17 protein-coding genes are annotated in these 18,380 nt (G+C 46.4%); 13 read left to right on the top strand and 4 right to left on the bottom strand.

All coding sequences use genetic code 11. The annotated features are described in order from the left end of the window. Positions 1-65: 65 nt before the first annotated feature. The 6 genes from metA (at position 66) to NYE45_RS08745 (ending at position 6,963) form a co-directional block, all read left to right on the top strand. Positions 66-983, top strand: a complete 918-nt coding sequence (metA, locus tag NYE45_RS08720; RefSeq protein ID WP_062833461.1) for a homoserine O-succinyltransferase — start codon at positions 66-68, stop codon at positions 981-983. A gap of 24 nt (positions 984-1,007) precedes the next feature. Further along, the gene (locus NYE45_RS08725) at positions 1,008-2,195 is read left to right on the top strand and encodes a PLP-dependent transferase (RefSeq protein ID WP_340016399.1); all 1,188 of its coding nucleotides are present in this window, start codon (positions 1,008-1,010) and stop codon (positions 2,193-2,195) included. After that, positions 2,192-3,364: a PLP-dependent transferase gene (locus NYE45_RS08730; protein WP_340016400.1), complete on the top strand. Its 1,173-nt coding sequence runs from the start codon at positions 2,192-2,194 to the stop codon at positions 3,362-3,364. Before NYE45_RS08725 ends, NYE45_RS08730 begins: the two co-directional genes overlap by 4 nt. A 241-nt stretch (positions 3,365-3,605) precedes the next feature. Continuing rightward, on the top strand, positions 3,606-4,742 hold the full coding sequence (gene mqnC / locus NYE45_RS08735) for a cyclic dehypoxanthinyl futalosine synthase (protein ID WP_124113707.1): 1,137 nt from the start codon (positions 3,606-3,608) through the stop codon (positions 4,740-4,742). Between the two features lie 233 nt (positions 4,743-4,975). Beyond that, complete coding sequence (locus NYE45_RS08740) at positions 4,976-5,950, top strand: aldo/keto reductase (RefSeq protein ID WP_340016401.1); 975 nt, start codon at positions 4,976-4,978, stop codon at positions 5,948-5,950. Next, the gene (locus tag NYE45_RS08745; RefSeq protein WP_340016402.1) at positions 5,950-6,963 is read left to right on the top strand and encodes a zinc-binding alcohol dehydrogenase family protein; all 1,014 of its coding nucleotides are present in this window, start codon (positions 5,950-5,952) and stop codon (positions 6,961-6,963) included. Before NYE45_RS08740 ends, NYE45_RS08745 begins: the two co-directional genes overlap by 1 nt. An 84-nt stretch (positions 6,964-7,047) precedes the next feature. Here the strand turns inward: NYE45_RS08745 and NYE45_RS08750 are convergent, their stop codons facing one another. From NYE45_RS08750 to NYE45_RS08765, 4 genes are all read right to left on the bottom strand, one after another. Beyond that, positions 7,048-7,953: a YitT family protein gene (locus NYE45_RS08750; protein WP_076330274.1), complete on the bottom strand. Its 906-nt coding sequence runs from the start codon at positions 7,951-7,953 to the stop codon at positions 7,048-7,050. Between the two features lie 112 nt (positions 7,954-8,065). Then, complete coding sequence (locus NYE45_RS08755; protein WP_062833467.1) at positions 8,066-9,304, bottom strand: cation:proton antiporter; 1,239 nt, start codon at positions 9,302-9,304, stop codon at positions 8,066-8,068. 4 nt (positions 9,305-9,308) lie between these two features. Beyond that, entirely contained in the window at positions 9,309-9,803 is a 495-nt protein-coding gene (locus NYE45_RS08760) for a cation:proton antiporter regulatory subunit (RefSeq protein ID WP_062833468.1), read from the bottom strand. A gap of 293 nt (positions 9,804-10,096) precedes the next feature. Beyond that, the gene (locus tag NYE45_RS08765) at positions 10,097-10,501 is read right to left on the bottom strand and encodes a hypothetical protein (protein ID WP_062833469.1); all 405 of its coding nucleotides are present in this window, start codon (positions 10,499-10,501) and stop codon (positions 10,097-10,099) included. A gap of 171 nt (positions 10,502-10,672) precedes the next feature. Between NYE45_RS08765 and NYE45_RS08770 the strand changes: the two genes are divergently transcribed. The 7 genes from NYE45_RS08770 (at position 10,673) to NYE45_RS08800 (ending at position 18,327) form a co-directional block, all read left to right on the top strand. Continuing rightward, the gene (locus tag NYE45_RS08770) at positions 10,673-11,626 is read left to right on the top strand and encodes a putative sporulation protein YtxC (RefSeq protein ID WP_076330275.1); all 954 of its coding nucleotides are present in this window, start codon (positions 10,673-10,675) and stop codon (positions 11,624-11,626) included. A 415-nt stretch (positions 11,627-12,041) separates the two neighbouring features. Next, the gene (gene thrS / locus NYE45_RS08775; protein WP_340016403.1) at positions 12,042-13,979 is read left to right on the top strand and encodes a threonine--tRNA ligase; all 1,938 of its coding nucleotides are present in this window, start codon (positions 12,042-12,044) and stop codon (positions 13,977-13,979) included. Positions 13,980-14,277: 298 nt separating this feature from the next. Continuing rightward, positions 14,278-15,069: a 3D domain-containing protein gene (locus NYE45_RS08780; protein ID WP_340016404.1), complete on the top strand. Its 792-nt coding sequence runs from the start codon at positions 14,278-14,280 to the stop codon at positions 15,067-15,069. 111 nt (positions 15,070-15,180) lie between these two features. Next, the gene (locus NYE45_RS08785; RefSeq protein ID WP_062833472.1) at positions 15,181-15,390 is read left to right on the top strand and encodes a hypothetical protein; all 210 of its coding nucleotides are present in this window, start codon (positions 15,181-15,183) and stop codon (positions 15,388-15,390) included. Positions 15,391-15,588: 198 nt separating this feature from the next. Further along, positions 15,589-16,617 (top strand): cell wall-active antibiotics response protein LiaF, encoded by a 1,029-nt coding sequence (gene liaF, locus NYE45_RS08790; RefSeq protein ID WP_340016405.1) that lies wholly within the window; start codon positions 15,589-15,591, stop codon positions 16,615-16,617. Positions 16,618-16,620: 3 nt separating this feature from the next. Further along, the gene (locus NYE45_RS08795) at positions 16,621-17,646 is read left to right on the top strand and encodes a sensor histidine kinase (protein ID WP_062833474.1); all 1,026 of its coding nucleotides are present in this window, start codon (positions 16,621-16,623) and stop codon (positions 17,644-17,646) included. Positions 17,647-17,664: 18 nt separating this feature from the next. After that, positions 17,665-18,327 carry a response regulator transcription factor gene (locus NYE45_RS08800; RefSeq protein WP_062833475.1) on the top strand — a complete coding sequence of 221 codons (663 nt, stop codon included), beginning with the start codon at positions 17,665-17,667 and terminating at the stop codon, positions 18,325-18,327. The last annotated feature ends 53 nt before the right edge of the window (positions 18,328-18,380 follow it).

The raw sequence follows: 18,380 nt of genomic DNA on the forward strand, positions 1-18,380 counted from the left end.
GATGTGAAGACATCAAGCCAGCGGTGGCTGCATCTATTTATGCACAAGGAGGAGTTAGACTTACCATGCCAATCAAAATACCCGATACTCTACCAGCAAAAGAAGTACTCGAAGGAGAGAATATCTTCGTCATGGATGAAACTTCTGCATACAAGCAGGATATTCGTCCACTCCGTATCGCTATATTAAACCTGATGCCTACAAAGGAAACGACTGAAACACAATTGCTTCGTCTGGTCGGAAACACGCCCATTCAGGTGGATGTCGTTCTGGTACATCCCAAATCCCATACGTCGAAGAATACGTCTCAGGAGTATTTGGATCTGTTCTATAAAACCTTCGATGAGATTGAGCACCGCCGTTTCGATGGCATGATCATTACGGGTGCACCTGTGGAACAGATGGATTTCGAAGACGTGAACTATTGGAATGAAATCCAGGAGATCTTCGAATGGACCAAAACTAATGTGACTTCAACTCTGCACATATGTTGGGCTTCCCAGGCAGGTTTGTACCATCATTTTGACGTACCCAAGGTTGCGCTTGATGAAAAGTGTTTTGGTGTTTTCCCGCATACGATCAACAAGCCTCATGTTCCGTTGTTGCGTGGATTCGATGAAGTATTCAACGTTCCACATTCCCGTCATACGGAAGTGAGACGCGAAGATATTGAAAAGAATGAGAATTTAGAGATTTTGGCTGAATCCGAAGAAGCCGGTATTTTCCTGGTTGCTACCAAAGACGGCAAACAAATTTTTGCCACAGGACATGCCGAGTATGACCCCTTCTCATTAAAGTGGGAGTATGACCGGGATGCAGCCAAAGGGTTGGATATCGCATTGCCTAGACATTATTATCCGAATGATGATCCTTCCCGTGTGCCACCGGCTACTTGGCGCGCTCATGCCAACTTATTATTCTCTAATTGGCTCAATTACTATGTGTATCAAGAAACACCTTACGATATTGGCCCGCAAATCTAATCGAGATTACAGGAGGATGCAGCAATGGAAGACAACAACAAGTTGAAAATCGAAAGCCGCTTAGCACAAATTGGGTCCATCAATGAACCGGTAACAGGCGCCATTAACTTTCCGATCTATCAATCCACTGCGTTTCGCCACCCGAAGCTTGGACAAAGCACGGGGTTTGATTATATTCGTACGACCAACCCAACACGCAAAGTGTTGGAAGAAGCAGCCGCAGCGCTGGAGTCCGGTGATGCAGGGTTCGCCTGTAGCTCGGGTATGGCTGCGCTGCAAACCATCTTTGCCATGTTTGGTCAAGGGGATCATCTGATTGTATCGCTGGATCTGTATGGCGGAACCTATCGTCTGCTTGAACGCATCTTGTCCCGTTTCGGCGTAACTGCAAGTTATGTGGACACGAATGACCTTACAGCACTGGAGAATGTTCGTCAGCCGAATACCAAAGCTGTATTCATCGAGACACCAACCAATCCACTGATGATGATTACCGATGTTGAAGCTGTCGCTTCCTGGGCGAAAGGTTACAACCTGTTGACAATTGTTGACAACACGTTGTTGACTCCATTTTTCCAACGTCCGATTGAACTGGGTGCCGATATCATCATTCATAGTGCTACCAAATATCTGGGCGGACACAATGATGTGCTAGCCGGATTAATCATAACTAAAGGTGAGGCATTATCTGCGGAAATGGCGTTCCTGCATAATTCAATTGGGGCCGTGTTGTCTCCAAGTGATTCCTACCAGTTGATGAAAGGCATGAAAACGCTGGCTCTTCGCATGGAGCGTCACGAGTACAATGCGCTTACCATTGCCAAATACTTGCTTGAGCATCCGGCAGTAGGTGAAGTATATCATCCAGGCTTGTCGGATCATCCGGGGTATGAAGTTCAGAATAAACAATCCACGGGTAACACAGGTATCTTCTCTTTCAAAGTGAAGGATGCACGTTATGTTGAACCATTGCTGCGTCATATCAAACTGATCGCTTTTGCCGAAAGTCTCGGTGGCGTAGAATCACTTATGACTTACCCGGCGGTACAAACGCATGCGGATATACCACTTGAAATTCGTGACGCTGTAGGTGTGGATGACCGTCTGCTTCGGTTCTCCGTGGGCATTGAACATGCAGATGATCTGATTGCAGATCTTGGCAATGCGCTGACAGCTGCACAACAGGAAGTGGAAGGAGGCGTGCACTCATGAGTGAGTTCAATAACAAGCCCAATTCCGAGTTGAAATTTGATACCAAATTGCTTCATTTCGGTGATGAGATCGACAAAACAACTGGAGCCTCGAGTGTACCGATCTATCAAGCTTCGACGTTCCATCATTTTGATATTTTCAATCCACCTCAGCATGATTACAGTCGTTCGGGTAATCCGACACGTCAGGCTTTGGAAGATTACATCACACTGCTGGAGGGTGGAGCACGAGGATTCGCCTATTCATCGGGAATGGCCGCGATATCCAGCGTGTTCATGATGTTCTCCGCAGGGGATCACATGATTGTAACGGAAGATGTATATGGAGGTACGTATCGTTTGCTTACTTCCATATTAAGCCGTATGCAGATCGAGACGACCTTTGTAGACATGACCAATATAGATGAAGTAAAAGCGGCGCTCAAGCCAAACACTAAGGCAGTTTATATGGAAACACCGTCCAACCCGACACTGCGAATCACGGATATCGCTGCCGTGACTAATTGGTCGAAGGAACATGACCTGATCACGATTCTGGATAACACCTTTATGACACCTTACTATCAGCGTCCAATTGAGCTGGGTGTGGATATCGTCGTACATAGTGCTACGAAGTTTCTCGGAGGTCACAGTGATGTACTGGCAGGGTTAGCCGTTGCTCGCACGGAATCACTTGGCGTACAACTGAAACAGTTGCAAAATGGACTCGGAACTGTACTTGGTGCACAAGAATCCTGGCTTCTGATGCGCGGCATGAAAACCTTGGGGGCTCGCATGGCTCACAGTGAACAGAGCACAGCCAAACTGGCAGCTTGGCTTAATGAGCGCAGTGATATTACCGCTGTCTTTTATCCAGGGCTGAAGGATCATCCGGGCCGCGAGGCACATGAGCGTCAGTCAACAGGATATGGAGCTGTCGTTTCGTTTGACGTCGGTTCAGGCGATCGGGCAAAAGCAGTCCTTAACCGGGTGAAGCTACCCATTGTTGCTGTAAGCTTGGGAGCTGTGGAGAGCATTTTGTCTTACCCGGCGATGATGTCTCATGCGGCAATGCCGGCTGAGGTTCGCCGTGACCGAGGTATTACGGATGGGTTGCTGCGTTTCTCTGTGGGTCTGGAAGACATTGAAGATCTGATTGTAGATTTGGAACAAGCACTTCAGGAATCCTAGAAAAGAAGGGTACCCGAATACGCCTATGCGTATCGTTTAATATCGAATAAATTTGATTATATATGTAAAAATTTTTACTTATTTTTAAAGCACCTGTACATAAGGTGCTTTTTTTCACATGTAACCTGTGTTACGATATGTGGAGTACAGAAATACGATGTTGCCACCAGAACTTGCTTCTCTTGAACAAGTTGGGACGGATCGTTATATAATTTCTCTTCATGAGGGAGGCTTTTTTACGATGAGTACGGTAGACCGTATCTTAGATAAAGCCCTTCGGGGCGAACGTTTAGACTTGGAAGACACGATTCAGCTATTTGAATCCAATGAAGTGGACAAAATCGGGGCAGCTGCTAATGTCATTATGAAACGTATGCACCCTGAACCATACAGAACATTTGTAATTGGGCGTAACGTCAACTACACGAACGTGTGTGATGTGTACTGCCGTTTTTGTGCTTTCTACCGCAGACCTGGTTCGGATGAAGGTTATGTGCTTCCGGATGAAGTTATTTTCCAGAAGATTCAGGAAACGGAAGATGTGAATGGTACGGAAATTCTGATGCAAGGCGGAACGAATCCGAACCTGCCTTTCAGCTATTACACAGACCTGTTGAAAGCCATCAAGGAGCGGTTCCCGAACATCACGATGCACTCGTTCTCACCAGCTGAGATTATGAAAATGGTTGAAGTTTCCGATGGCCTTACATTGGAAGAGGTTGTCCGTGCCATTCACGAAGCTGGACTGGATTCCTTGCCTGGCGGCGGCGCTGAAATTCTCGATGACCGCACACGTCGGAAGATTAGCCGCTTGAAAGGTTCATGGCGGGATTGGATGGACGTTATGCAAACTGCACACCGCATCGGCATGAACACTACGGCAACAATGGTTATCGGCCTTGGTGAATCGATGGAAGAGCGTGCATTGCACTTGCTCCGTGTACGTGAAGCTCAGGACGAATGTATTGCGAACAAGTATGACTCCGAAGGTTTCCTGGCGTTCATTCCTTGGACTTTCCAACCGGATAATACGAACCTCAAGCTGGAGCGTCAGACGCCGGAAGAATACTTGAAGACTGTAGCCATCAGCCGACTGGTGCTGGATAATATCAAGAACATTCAATCCTCTTGGGTAACCATGGGTCCTGAGATCGGTAAGAAGTCGCTTGAATTTGGCTGTAATGACTTCGGTAGCACGATGATTGAAGAAAACGTTGTATCTGCTGCTGGTGCAACATATAAAGTTAACATTGAATCCATTCTCCGTTTGATTCGGGAGTCCGGTTATATTCCGGCACAACGTAACACGCGATATGACATCGTGCGCATGTTCGACGAAGAGAATTCCGTGCATGAAGATTTCGTAATGCAGAACTAATATTTTATTAGAAAATACGCTTATCCATACTGATCGCAGATGAGTATGGATAAAGCCAAGTCCGCCGACTACTCCGTTTGGAGAGACGGCGGGCTTTTTTGATTTTATTCTGCGGATCGAGGTCATTAAACAGTACATGTTACGCAATTGCCGATATTTTATATTGAAATTGAACTGTTACAATGAGAAGGAACTTGTGTAGTCAGACATGCTGGGAAGGGGCTAGCCAACGGATGAAGAGAAGAATACTTGGAAAGACAGAACTGGACGTACCTGTATTGAGCTTTGGAGCATCCTCACTCGGTTCTGTATTTCGTGACATTGACCGAGACGAAGGGGTTCGTACTGTTCATGCTGCCGTAGATGCGGGGATGAATTACATAGACGTTTCACCTTACTACGGACTGACGAAGGCAGAGACAGTGCTGGGCGAGGCCATTCGTAGCTTGCCGCGCAGTTCGTATATTTTATCTACCAAGGCCGGACGGTATGGGGAAAATGAGTTTGATTTTTCACGTCAGCGGATTCTGAATAGTGTGCAAGAGAGTCTGAATCGACTGCATACGGACTATATTGATATTTTATTCCTGCATGATATTGAATTTGTACCAGCAGAGGTCATTGTACAAGAAGCCTTTCCAACGTTGCTGCGGCTGAAAGAGCAGGGAGTTATTCGTCATGCGGGGATATGCGGACTGCCTTTGCCGTTGTTCGAGAAGGTTCTGCCACAGATCGATGCCGATGCCATTATCTCGTATTGTCATTATTCATTGAATGATACCTCATTATTATCGTTGTTACCTTTGTTGGAAAAGAAAGAAATTGGCCTTGTTAATGCTTCGCCTCTTTCTATGGGCTTGTTAAGTACCCGAGGTGCTCCTGCCTGGCATCCGGCAAATGAACGGGTGAAACAGCTCTGCCTGAAGGCTGCCCGCTTCTGTGCAGAACAAGGCAGTGACATTGCCAAGCTGGCAGTGCAATTCTCCACTTCGAATGAACAAATTCCCACAACACTGGTGAGCAGTGCCAATCAACGCAATATCATCAATAACGCAACGTGGATAGAAGAACCGATAGATCAGAGTCTACTGGAGGAAGTGCTGCGCATTCTGGCACCATTGCATAATGAGACGTGGTCAAGCGGACGTCCTGAATATAATACTAAGTATAGCAACATGCCATCAGAAGCATCCAAGGGGGAACAATGATGAGAGCCATTGTATGTGAAAAAATAGACCGTTTGGAGCTGCAAGATCTTCCTCAACCGGAAAGAGCAGAAGGGGAGGCATTGATTTCCATTCGGCGGATTGGGATCTGTGGAACGGATCTGCATGCGTATAAAGGCAATCAGCCATTCTTTACCTATCCTCGCGTACTCGGTCATGAACTGGCGGCTGTTATTGAAGAGATTGGTCCGAACGATGCAGGGCTACAACCAGGGGATCAGGTAAGTATTATTCCGTATCTGCACTGTGGTCATTGTATTGCATGTCGTAGTGGAAAAAGTAATTGCTGTGTGTCCATGCAGGTCATGGGTGTGCACGTCGATGGAGGCATGAGAGAACGAATCAGCGTGCCTGTCTCACATCTGCTCTCAGCAGAAGGATTGACGCTAGATGAGACAGCGATGGTAGAACCATTAAGCATTGGTGCCCATGCCGTCAGGAGAGCAGGAATCAAGCCTGGTGAGCATGTGGTCGTGATTGGAGCTGGTCCCATTGGACTTGGCGTGATGGCATTCGCCAAACAGGCGGGAGCACGTGTTATTGCCGTTGATCGTAATCTGGACAGGCTGGAGCTTAGCCGGACTTGGGCTGGAGCAGATGACCTGGTTCAGGCCAATGAGCGTACTGTAGAACAAGTGGCTGAAATCACCGGAGGTGACTATGCTACGGCTGTTTTTGACGCAACCGGTAACGTGAACTCCATGAATGAAGCCATTCAATATGTGGCGCATAGTGGTCAACTCATTTTTGTAGGGCTGGTAAAAGCAGATATTACCTTCCATGATCCTGAGTTTCACAAGCGGGAGATGAGCATCCTGGGCAGTAGAAACGCAACCCGTGAAGATTTTGAACAGGTCCTGTCGACCTTGCGTCAAAAGAAATTAAGCATGGATGGTTATATTACACACCGTGTGGAATTTGATGAGTTACCTTCTGCAATAGACCAATGGCTATTGCCAGATTCACATGTAGTCAAAGCTATCGTTGAACTATAATATCAATTAATTATAATAACAGAAAAAACGCTCTCTGACCTTGTTGGACAATACTGTCCATCCATAGGGGAAGAGAGCGTTTTTTTATTTTTCCGGATTTGTTACAATGCCCGCATGTGGATCAATATGACGCACAATGGACTTCAACCAGATCATCTCCAGCACGTGTACCTCATAATAAAGTGCACCCGGGATCTGTTTGATCCACCCATCCGCCATAGCGAGTTGTGTTGAGTCAGAAGCTGCTTCCAGCGTTCCAGGTTCACGGCGCAGCCGTTTGCGTACAGCTTTTTCAACTTGAGAGCTTTGCGTAGTCAAAATGCATATTTTGCGTTTGGAAGAGAATCCCCTGAACGCAATGTACACCATTTCATAAGCTATAAGATAGGCGATTACGGAATACATCGCTTGGTCCCAGCCAAAGACAACACCTGCGGCTGTCAGTATCAACAAGTTAAGCAGCATGATTATTTTTTCGATAAGCATCCGTTTCCCGCTAAACACACGTTCAGGTGGACGGGAAGACGGATCACCGATTTCCAGCGTATCCAGTGTCCCACCATACCGCACGACAAGCCCAATTCCGAGTCCGAGGCATAATCCGCCAAACATGGCGGCAGCCAGCGGGTGCTCTACAAGTGGCGGCATGGGATGAAGCACAATGGCACCGATCGAAAAGACAACCAGACCTAGAACAGTTACCAGTACAAATTTCTTCTGCACAATCTTGTAGGACAGAAATATAAACGGAACATTGAATAAAAATAGGAACAATCCAATCCTCATTTCGGTCCAGTGGGCGAACAGTGAGGAAATGCCTGTAATGCCTCCAATAATGATCTTATTGGGGTGTAAGAACAATTCAAGTCCCACGGAGGCCAGAATTCCGCCCGCAATTACAAGTAACAAATTTAACCAGCGGCGGGTAGACGATATTCTGGTCTTGGCGGTGTTTGGCACCGGATTAGCCGATATCAGAGGTGCTTTCATAGGTCAGCCTCCTTTGTGCGGCTTTCGAGCCATTCTCCCTGGGTTAATCACAGAAAGATCGGCGTAGAGCCGCGAACTACGATAGTATGTCTGTTCTGTACAGACATAAGAATTATCCTTCTTTCTGCAGAACCTTCGGTTCTTCTTTCTTTTTCCGATTATCTTTGAACTTGAATATTTTATCCAATAAACGGAATACATGTTTGGACTCTTTGGTTAATAAAGGACCCAGAATGGCCAGAATCAGTACATACAACGCGGCAAACGGTTGAATCATTGGTAACAGTCCACCGGCTTTACCCATGTTCGCCAAGATGATGGAGAATTCACCCCGTGACACAATGGTTAAACCAATATTGGCCGATGCTTTGGGCGATAGTCCTGCACTGCGTCCAGCCAGCATGCCTGCCAGGAAGTTACCGAACAATGTAATAACAACTGCAATCAGAGCCAGCCATACGGCTTCGCCACCCAGGGACAACGGATCAATGGACAATCCGAAGCTGAAGAAGAAGATTGCTCCGAAGAAGTCACGGAACGGCAGAATCAAGTGCTCAATCCGTTTCGCATGTTCTGTTTCAGCAAGCACCAGTCCAACCAGCAATGCACCGATCGCTTCGGCGACATGAATGGTTTCAGAGAAACCGGCTACCAGGAACAAGGCTCCGAATACAACGAGAGAGAATAGCTCATTCGATCGAATTTTTAGCAATTTGTTTAGCAACGGTGTTGCTTTGCGTCCAAGGATAATCACGATAAGCATGAATCCGAGGGCAATGAGAGCGGACATGAAGACGCCTCCGATGGAGGATGAATCACTGAGCACAAGTCCGGACAAGATTGAGATATATACAGCGAGGAATACATCTTCGAACATAATGATTCCCAGTATCATCTCTGTCTCCGGATTGGCCGTTCGTTTCAAATCGACGAGTACCTTAGCTACGATGGCACTGGAAGAGATGGTGGTTATACCTGCGATAATGAGTGCTTCTGCAGCCGGGAAGCCGGACATAAAACCGAATAATAATCCCAGCGTAAAGTTAATTCCGATGTAGATCGAGCCGCCAACTGCAATAGAGCGGCCCGATTTAATTAAACGACCTACCGAGAATTCAAGTCCAAGGTAGAAGAGCAGGAACAGAATACCGATCCGACCCATAAAATCAATAAAAGGCTGACTTTCAATGAAACGGAAGTCCAGATGCCAGATTTTCATGGCATGTGGGCCAACGGCCATACCGATCAGAATATAAAATGGAACGACCGAAAATCTTAGTTTTGCCGATAAAAGGCCGGCTGCCGCAATGAGCACAAGGGCCAGACCTACTTCGAATATCAGATGATCCATCTATTTACCCCCTTCCAGTCAGGAGGAGGGATTTAAACAGTTTCTGCTGATTGCGTTCGCCAACGGCTACCACCGTGGATTCTGCACTGATAACTACCTCCGGACCTGGGCTGATATGTTTTTTGTGATTTTTCTCTACAACGGCGATCACCGTTGCCCCAGAGTTTTGACGTACGTCCAATTCACCGATGGATTTACCGATACATCCGAAGGATGCTTCGATTTTGTACCACTCGATAATCAGGTCGTCAAACGTGACTTCAATATTTTCAAGCTGCTTCGGTTTGTAAGTCAATCCGCCAACAATAGCAGCAATCTGTCGTGCTTCGTAATCGTCAAGCGTAATCATCGAGATACTTTGATCGGGATCATCATACTCGAAGTGGTACATTTCCCGGCGACCGTCATCGTGAATAATAATGACGATTTTGTCACCACTGCTTGTTTCAATCTGAAATTTTTTGCCGATTCCCGGCAAATCTGTTTCGCGTACATCCATGGATTGTTGCCTCCTTATAATTAGGGGCTGGCCACAGAAGACAGGCTTATTTCCCGAAAATGAATAATCTGCTGCTCAAAGGAACATCAAATGATGCGGGTAAACAGAGCCAGAAATTCCTGACACAGCCATATGATTTGAATTTGTCGGTGTGGGTACAACAAAAATAGGTACTGTCATAAACATTCGTTTATCTAACGTGTGCTAAAAGGGTTATAAGTTATGCACAAGCACACCGTCTTAAATACAGAGGTGTCTCCATGCAAAAGCAACCTGTAAATACGTCGTAACGGCTAGTGAAGAGCGTTCACGTATTTTGGTGCCATTGGGGTGAGGGATACATACATGCTGGTAAACTTAATAGGCAGCAGAAATAATCTGCGTTTGAACAGACAATACCACGGTTTAAAGGACAGACCCGTTGTAGGGATTCGCAGCATCAATAACAATGCGAGGACAAGAAAGACAGGCTTATTATGCGTAACCGCAATCAGCTTGGACATGACTTGTGGATATTTGCGAATAACAGGTTTCTGCTGGGATTCGGGTATTTGTAGCAACACTTCCTTATTGGAAGTTGCGTCAACAGACACCCCAACGGCAGACTCGGACTGCATCGGAATAGGGAAGCACAAGGCTTGGAAAACGCACAAAATGATAATAATGGTGTAATGGAGTATTCTAGGTTGTTGTCTCATTTTGGCTTCCCTCCTTTTCCGTGAAACATACTGTTATTAAAATAATAACACATTTTTGTCTTAACTCCAAACCTCTTCATAATATACTGAGAAATCATGACACGCTTTCCATCAATCCGCTTCGTATATCCCCATCGGCCTTGCCATATACTTTGAACAGGAAGGAAAGGAGTGATTCTTGTGGAACTGTTCGCTGTATGGACCGATGTATCGGGGCAAGAGGAAGCAGATCAATTTTATCGTTGTGTCAAGGAAAAAACCAAAGGTTTACATATAAGTAAAAGAGGATTTCGGCTCACCTTCAAACATAATGATGGAAGAGCAACCTGGGTATGCAGAGGGAATGAGAATCACGAAGACTTCCAGCAATGGCTTCCCCGGATCAGTGATCTGCTCTCCCTTGGACTCGCTGACTTCATTATGGAGACACAAGAACGGAACATGGTGGAGGATATGATTGCCAAGGCATGTTCTGTCATGGATGAGCACGAGGTGGAAAAGGTTAATCGGATATGTATGCCTCTACTATTAAATGGTGATCTGGATCAACCCGGACTTCGGGAACGCCGCCGTACTACGTTGGCCAGTGGACTGCGTCAGGATCTGGAGGATGTTCATTTTTTTCATCTTGAAGGCATTATCAATTTCCGCATACGTCCATATAAGCAGGAGCTTCAGGAATTAGTGGAGTATGCGCTGGATGAGTTCTGGATGGATCGGCAGTATGAAGAGTTTATGGGGCTGTTAAAATATTTTGTGTTTTTTCAGGAAGCCAAGGTACCCCTGGTCCATCTTGTGCACAAGGGAATGCATGAATTTCAGGTGCTTGATGCCGGACTTAATCTGTTACCCGTGCAAAAGGATGAGCAGGTCGTCGTAGAGATGCCGGGTCTGGAACTGGAGATGGATATTGAAGATATGATTGTAAGTACACTCATTTCGATCTCTCCAGAGAAAGTCATGTTGCATACGCGCACCCCGGATCTGCCGATCATCTCGACCATATGCCAGATCTTTGAAGACAAGGTGCAGATATGTCATCATTGCCCCGAATGTGAAGTACTGCGTTCGGGATTGTTGACAGGTCTTGACGCAAGTGATCTCGGCAATTATAATAACTGTTGATCCATGATTTTTTCATGTGAACCATTGAACCAAAAGCGTTGACAAAGACAACAACCACATGCAAGATCGGTGCAGAGAGAGGAACCTTGGCTGAAATTTCCTCCGGATATCACGTATGGTTTACCCCTTTGTAGCTGCAATTTTGAAAGTGGAGTTAGAATGTCGCCTTTATGGGGGATTATCCGCGAGTAAGGATCTGCCGGGTCATGCCCGTTATCGTCATGCCAATGAGGGCTGTATTTCCGAATAGGGATGAATCAGCTGAATTAGGGTGGAACCACGAGTATATAACACTCGTCCCTTTGCCGGGACGGGTGTTTTTTGCGTTCCTTTGCATACTGACTGGAATAGCAATAGATAATCAGTCCATGAACATCTGGACACGAAGGTTACATTTACAGGAGGAATGAGACAAATGGCAGTGAACATTAAACTACCGGATGGTTCGGTACGTGACTACGCAGATGGCAGCACCATTGAGGACGTAGCCGCTTCGATTAGCAGCGGATTGCGCAAAAATGCCGTAGCCGGCAAGCTGGATGGTATCGTGGTGGACTTGTCCACAACGCTTCATGAAGGAGCATTGGTGGAGATCGTCACGTTGGATTCACCAGAAGGACTTGAAGTGATGCGTCATAGTACAGCTCACTTGATGGCTCAAGCCGTGAAACGTTTATATGGTAACCAAGAAGTACGCCTTGGCATTGGACCGGTTATCGAAGATGGTTTCTACTATGATATGGATCTTGAACAAGCGCTCAATCCCGAAGATCTGCAAAAGATTGAGAAGGAAATGGAACGTATTGTGAACGAGAATTTGCCAATTGTACGTAAGGAAGTTAGCCGCGAGGACGCGATCAAAACGTTCGAAGAAGTGGGCGATCCGTACAAACTTGAGTTGATTCGTGACTTGCCAGAAGACAGCGTGATCACGATTTATGAGCAAGGTGAATTCTTCGACTTGTGTCGTGGTCCTCACGTACCATCGACTAGCAAAATCAAAGTGTTCAAACTGATGAATGTCGCGGGTGCTTACTGGCGTGGAGATAGCAAAAACAAAATGCTTCAACGTATCTATGGTACGGCTTTTGTGAAAAAAGCACAGCTGGACGAGCATTTGCACTTCCTTGAAGAAGCTCGCAAACGGGATCACCGCAAGCTGGGTAAAGAACTCGAAATGTTCACATTCTCCCAACTGGTCGGACAAGGCCTGCCAATCTGGTTGCCTAATGGTGCGAAGCTGCGCCGTACTCTGGAACGTTATATTGTGGATCTGGAAGAAAGTCTTGGATACCAGCATGTATACACACCGGTTCTGGGGAACGTCGAATTGTACAAAACATCCGGACACTGGGAGCACTACCAGGAAGACATGTTCCCGAAAATGGTTATGGATAACGAGGAACTCGTTCTCCGTCCAATGAACTGTCCTCACCATATGATGGTGTACAAGTCCAGCATGCACAGCTACCGTGATCTGCCAATCCGAATTGCCGAGCTTGGCATGATGCACCGTTACGAAATGTCGGGGGCGCTAACTGGTCTGCACCGTGTACGTGCAATGACACTGAACGACTCACACATTTTTGCACGCCCGGATCAGATCAAAGAAGAGTTCGCTCGTGTTATCGAATTGATTCAAACGGTGTACAAAGATTTCGGTATCAACGAATACCGTTTCCGTCTGTCCTACCGCGATCCGAAGGATACCGAGAAATACTTCCAAAACGACGAGATGTGGGAAATGTCTCAACGCATGCTGCGTGAAGTTGTGGAAGAACTTGACCTTCCATTCTATGAAGCTGAAGGTGAAGCGGCGTTCTACGGTCCGAAGCTGGATGTACAGATCAAAACAGCACTGGGCAAAGAAGAGACCTTGTCTACAGTCCAACTGGACTTCCTGTTGCCTGAACGCTTTGAGCTTGAATATGTAGGAGATGACGGACAGAAACATCGTCCAGTCGTTATTCACCGCGGTGTAATTAGTACCATGGAACGTTTCACAGCATTCTTGCTGGAGAACTTTGCAGGAGCTTTCCCACTGTGGTTGTCTCCGGTTCAGGCAAAAGTGATCCCGGTATCCGGAAACTTCGACGATTATGCGCGTGAAGTGGAATCGAAGCTGAAACATGCGGGAATCTCTGCTGAAGCCGATCTGCGGAATGAGAAGCTTGGATATAAAATCCGTGAGGCACAGCTGGAGAAAATGCCTTATATGTTTGTTGTCGGTGAGAATGAGCGTAATGCAGAAGCGGTATCCGTGCGTAAGCGTGGAGAAGGCGATCTGGGCATGAAACCCCTCGATGAGATTATCGCTCAACTGAAAGAGGAAATTGCAACACGTTTGGTGTAAATGAACAAATGATTTATTAAATGAATCAATTTCATAATACCTTTAGCTGCTTCAATCAAGGCTAGATATAGATCTAAATGGTTCGATTTGTCTATATCTAGTTACAAAAATCCATTTTAGTGAGTTATGAAATTGATTCAGATAACCAGTGCATAAGTTGCGCTGATCAATCAAAAAAAACGCTTGAATGACATGGGATTGACCTATGTTATTCAGGCGTTTTTTCGTAGTGTTTGTTGTGAAAAGTATAGATTAATTGCTTTTTGGAAAACCTTTGCAGTGAGGGGGAGGTTATACAATGAAAAAGCAATTCTCAATTCAAAAAAAACATATACGGGGTTTACTGGTTGGCTGTGTGATGTTCGCCGGGATGATCATTGGACTGGATCAGGCGGATGCTTATACATTTGAAGAGGAAAGTGCAGTACTGCATGTCGAGAGTCGCAACAGCAGCAGTGAAGGTCCAGTTTTTGAGACTTATAGCAAGCCTATTCAGGAATTTCCCGAACAGGTCAGCGTTCAATACAGCGATGAGGCCCAGCTGACAACGATGGTGTATATGGCTTTGCTATGGTCACCACAACCGATGGTCATTCCGAGGCCTGAGCTTCCCGAGAAACAGGTGGCTGATCCGGCTATGCCCGTGCTTGCTCCGCGTTCAGAACAGGTACTGGGCACACAGAAGGTGACAGCAACAGGATATACGGCAGGTGTGGAGTCCACAGGAAAAGGACCTAAACACCCCCAATACGGAATTACGTATTCCGGTGTCAAAGTACGTCGTGATAAAGAAACAGTTTCGACGATTGCAGCTGATCCAAAGTTGTTCCCAATGGGTTCCATTTTGTATATTCCGGGCTATGGATATGGGATTGTTGCAGATACCGGTTCAGCGATCAAAGGCAATAAAATCGATCTGTATTTCCCCACAACGAAGCAAGTGTACAAGGAATGGGGCAAAAAGGATGTGGAGGTCCAGGTGATCAGGCAAGGCGCTGGGAAGTGCACAGAAAAGATGCTCAGCGAATTGGCGGATGCGATTGACGTGTACAAATCCGTACCGGACTCCTGGTTGGACAAGGCCATTTAATTTCACATGTTCACATGAATAACTGAAGTGCTCTCTTCACATAATACTGACTGGGGACGAACCCCGCGGTGCAGCAATGCAGCGTAAATATGAAGAGAGAGGTGATTCGTTGTGGCTAAAAAATCACAAGGGTACCAAACGCCAAACGAGAAGTACAATGCAGAGTTTGGAGAAGAGAATGCAGCAGCTAAAGTGAAGCAATCCGCTCAACACAAAGTACAAGATAATTTCCAAACACCTGATGAAAAATACAATGCCGAGTTTGGTGTAGAAAACACAGGCCAAACAAGCCAAGGCAAAGCATCAAAATACAAAAAATAATTGAAGATTCATTAACTAAAATGATGATTCAGCACCCTGGAGCAGTAGCTCCGGGGTGTTTTACATATGCGAAGCTTTTACAAAAATATCCTCCCATCTCAGTCTCGAGACTGAGAAGACTTCCATCTGCCGCCGCTGTTCTCATTGTCTTGTCTGAGTTACACTGGATACATAATACAGACGAAGGAGACATGAGCGATGAAACGATCTACGCGTGACCGCTGGTGGGTAGGCATACCTCTTATTGCTATTGGTGCGATGATCCTGTTCAGACAATTGGGATATGACATTGATGTAGGATATATTTTCAGAACATATTGGCCGTTATTTCTAATCTGGTGGGGGGTCAAAGGAATTTCCGAGATACGTCGCAACGGGGGCTATGCCTTCATTGGACCGGTAATTGTACTGGCGATCGGTGGATACTTTCTTGCCCGCAACCTGGGATGGATTGATTACTCCATGGGGGAGTTCATTCGTTATCTGATTCCGGTTATGCTGATTGGCGGAGGATTGTTCGTACTGATTGGGCCACGACGTCGTGATCGGAAACATCATGACAAGATGCAGCCACCTCCAGCACCTGAGCAACCTTATAAACCGTTGTCCCCTGAGGATTTGGAGATGCCATCTTCCTTTGACGAACAATTCGAGAAAACATTTGGCAAACCGAAACAGGAACAGAAGAACGATTCACATGGCCCTCATTTCACAGGATCGACGGATTCATCATCACAAGGGCATCAATATAAGAAGAAATATCAATCGTATAACTCCAGTGATTCTGGATATGAAGAACATTATGACGATGGCTACGGGAATGGTTATGGAGATTATGGCAGTGGCAATACCATTAATAAATCAGCATTCATTGGAGATCTGTACATGGGACAGGAAGTGTTCTCGCTAAAACCGATGAACATCTCGGCCTTTATCGGAGATACCGTGATTGATTTGACCAAAGCACAGATTCCTTACGGGGAGACGAAGATTGTCATTTCTTCATTTATCGGTGATGTAAAAGTATTTGTACCAGAGGATATGGATCTGGGTGTGACAGTGACGACGAATTCATTCATTGGAGACATGTCATTGTTGAACCAGAAACGCGGCGGATTCCTGAGTAGTGCTCAAGCTGAAACTGCTCATTATCGTGAAGCAAGCAAAAAGGTGCGGATTATTGTAAGTGTGTTTATTGGAGACGTCAAAGTCAATAAGGTGGGTTAACGCATGATTCGAACAATTCTCAAGGCCAATAAATGGGAACTGATGATGTATTTTGCGCTAACCGGTCTGATTACGCTGGGTGGATTCTATCTATTGTATGGAGAGGTATTAATGGGGGCTGGACGTCAACGGGCATGGACCTATGTTGCCGTTGTTGTGCTGGCCACCGTTATCACCGGATACATCGCTGCTTTGCGGCTTCAGCGCAAGATCGACTTGCTCGATCTCAACATGTTGAAAGTGTCCAAGGGCAATCTGGCGGTGCGCATGCCTGAAGCGGATGATGCTTCGTTTGGTCGTGTATATCAGGAGTTCAATGTCATGATGGATTCAATTGAGAAAAAAATGAGACTGCTTCAGCGCCTCGGTGAGCAGGAAGTCATTGAGAAGGAGCAAGCCTCGGAACGGGCTGTGATTGAAGAGCGCAAACGAATGGCAAGGGACCTCCATGATACGGTAAGCCAGCAGCTGTTTGCCATGCATATGTCGGCTTCATCCTTGCCGCGTTTGCTGGAGATGAATCCGGAACATGGCGGGAAAGTACTGGACCAGTTGATCCAGATGTCACATATTGCACAACGTCAGATGCGAGGACTTATTGCCCAACTTCGACCGGTGGAGCTGGAAGGGCGTGATCTCACCGCGGCACTGGATAGCTGGTTTCCTGATTATTGCAGGCAGAATGGCCTCAAAGGTGTGAAAGAGCTGGAACTGGATGGCGGAATCTCGGATGCCATTGAGCACCAGCTGTTTCTTGTTATTCAGGAGGCGGTTGCCAATGTCGTGAAGCATGCAGAGGCAGGACTGGTCAGTCTGTCCATACGGGAGAGTGAACATCAGATCAGCATGAGCATCAGCGATGATGGCCAGGGATTTTTGCAGCAAGCCGAGCGTCCAGGGTCCTACGGATTATCCACCATGCGTGAACGGGCAGAGAAGCTTGGCGGGCAAGTTCAGATTATATCGAAGCCGGGAGCGGGAACAACGGTACGGGTATTCATCCCGAAATTCCCGAACGTTCCTGAGTGAAGTAGAGGGGGAGACGGAATGAGCGGTAAAGTAAACGTGATGATTGTGGATGACCATGATATGGTGCGAATGGGGTTGAAAACGTATCTGATGCTGGAGCCTACTTTTCATGTGATGGGAGAAGCGGGCCATGGACAGGATGCGCTTGATCAGTTGCGTAAGTTAAATGATAGTGAAATGCCGGACCTGATCCTGATGGATCTGATGATGCCTGTAATGAATGGCGCTGAGGCGACGCAAGCCATCATGACTGAGTTTCCGGGGATGAAGATTGTGATGCTCACGAGTTTCCTGGAGGATGATCTTGTTGTTCAAGCGATTGAAGCCGGAGCGGTCAGTTATGTGCTGAAGACGGTCTCTGCCGAAGAACTGATCTATGCTCTTCAAGGAGCCTATAGAGGCATGCCTGTGATGACAGGTGATGTGTCGCAGGCTTTAACTCGGGGAATCAGGCAGCGTACAGCGAGAGAGAGTGAATCAGGTCTGACTGAACGGGAGAAGGAAGTGCTGTTGCTTATTGCAGAGGGAAAGACCAACAAAGACATTGGAGAAGAACTACATATCAGTATCAAAACCGTCAAAACACATGTGAGCAACCTGCTGATGAAATGCGAGATGGATGATCGTACACAATTGGCTATCTATGCGCATCGTCAGGGCTGGGTGAAAACGAAAGGGTAAAATGCTGTCATGACGGGGAAAATAATCTATTCTTACGTGCTTTTATCTCCTTT

Source organism: Paenibacillus sp. FSL K6-1318, assembly GCF_037976905.1.
Classification (GTDB): Bacteria; Bacillota; Bacilli; order Paenibacillales; family Paenibacillaceae; genus Paenibacillus; species Paenibacillus amylolyticus_A.

Excerpts from the sequence above, each read along its gene's own strand:
- metA (WP_062833461.1), top strand. The coding sequence starts at position 66 with ATGCCAATCAAAATACCCGATACTCTACCAGCAAAAGAAGTACTCGAA.
- NYE45_RS08725 (WP_340016399.1), top strand. The coding sequence starts at position 1,008 with ATGGAAGACAACAACAAGTTGAAAATCGAAAGCCGCTTAGCACAAATT.
- NYE45_RS08730 (WP_340016400.1), top strand. The coding sequence starts at position 2,192 with ATGAGTGAGTTCAATAACAAGCCCAATTCCGAGTTGAAATTTGATACC.
- mqnC (WP_124113707.1), top strand. The coding sequence starts at position 3,606 with ATGAGTACGGTAGACCGTATCTTAGATAAAGCCCTTCGGGGCGAACGT.
- NYE45_RS08740 (WP_340016401.1), top strand. The coding sequence starts at position 4,976 with ATGAAGAGAAGAATACTTGGAAAGACAGAACTGGACGTACCTGTATTG.
- NYE45_RS08745 (WP_340016402.1), top strand. The coding sequence starts at position 5,950 with ATGAGAGCCATTGTATGTGAAAAAATAGACCGTTTGGAGCTGCAAGAT.
- NYE45_RS08750 (WP_076330274.1), bottom strand. The coding sequence starts at position 7,953 with ATGAAAGCACCTCTGATATCGGCTAATCCGGTGCCAAACACCGCCAAG.
- NYE45_RS08755 (WP_062833467.1), bottom strand. The coding sequence starts at position 9,304 with ATGGATCATCTGATATTCGAAGTAGGTCTGGCCCTTGTGCTCATTGCG.
- NYE45_RS08760 (WP_062833468.1), bottom strand. The coding sequence starts at position 9,803 with ATGGATGTACGCGAAACAGATTTGCCGGGAATCGGCAAAAAATTTCAG.
- NYE45_RS08765 (WP_062833469.1), bottom strand. The coding sequence starts at position 10,501 with ATGAGACAACAACCTAGAATACTCCATTACACCATTATTATCATTTTG.
- thrS (WP_340016403.1), top strand. The coding sequence starts at position 12,042 with ATGGCAGTGAACATTAAACTACCGGATGGTTCGGTACGTGACTACGCA.
- NYE45_RS08780 (WP_340016404.1), top strand. The coding sequence starts at position 14,278 with ATGAAAAAGCAATTCTCAATTCAAAAAAAACATATACGGGGTTTACTG.
- liaF (WP_340016405.1), top strand. The coding sequence starts at position 15,589 with ATGAAACGATCTACGCGTGACCGCTGGTGGGTAGGCATACCTCTTATT.
- NYE45_RS08795 (WP_062833474.1), top strand. The coding sequence starts at position 16,621 with ATGATTCGAACAATTCTCAAGGCCAATAAATGGGAACTGATGATGTAT.
- NYE45_RS08800 (WP_062833475.1), top strand. The coding sequence starts at position 17,665 with ATGAGCGGTAAAGTAAACGTGATGATTGTGGATGACCATGATATGGTG.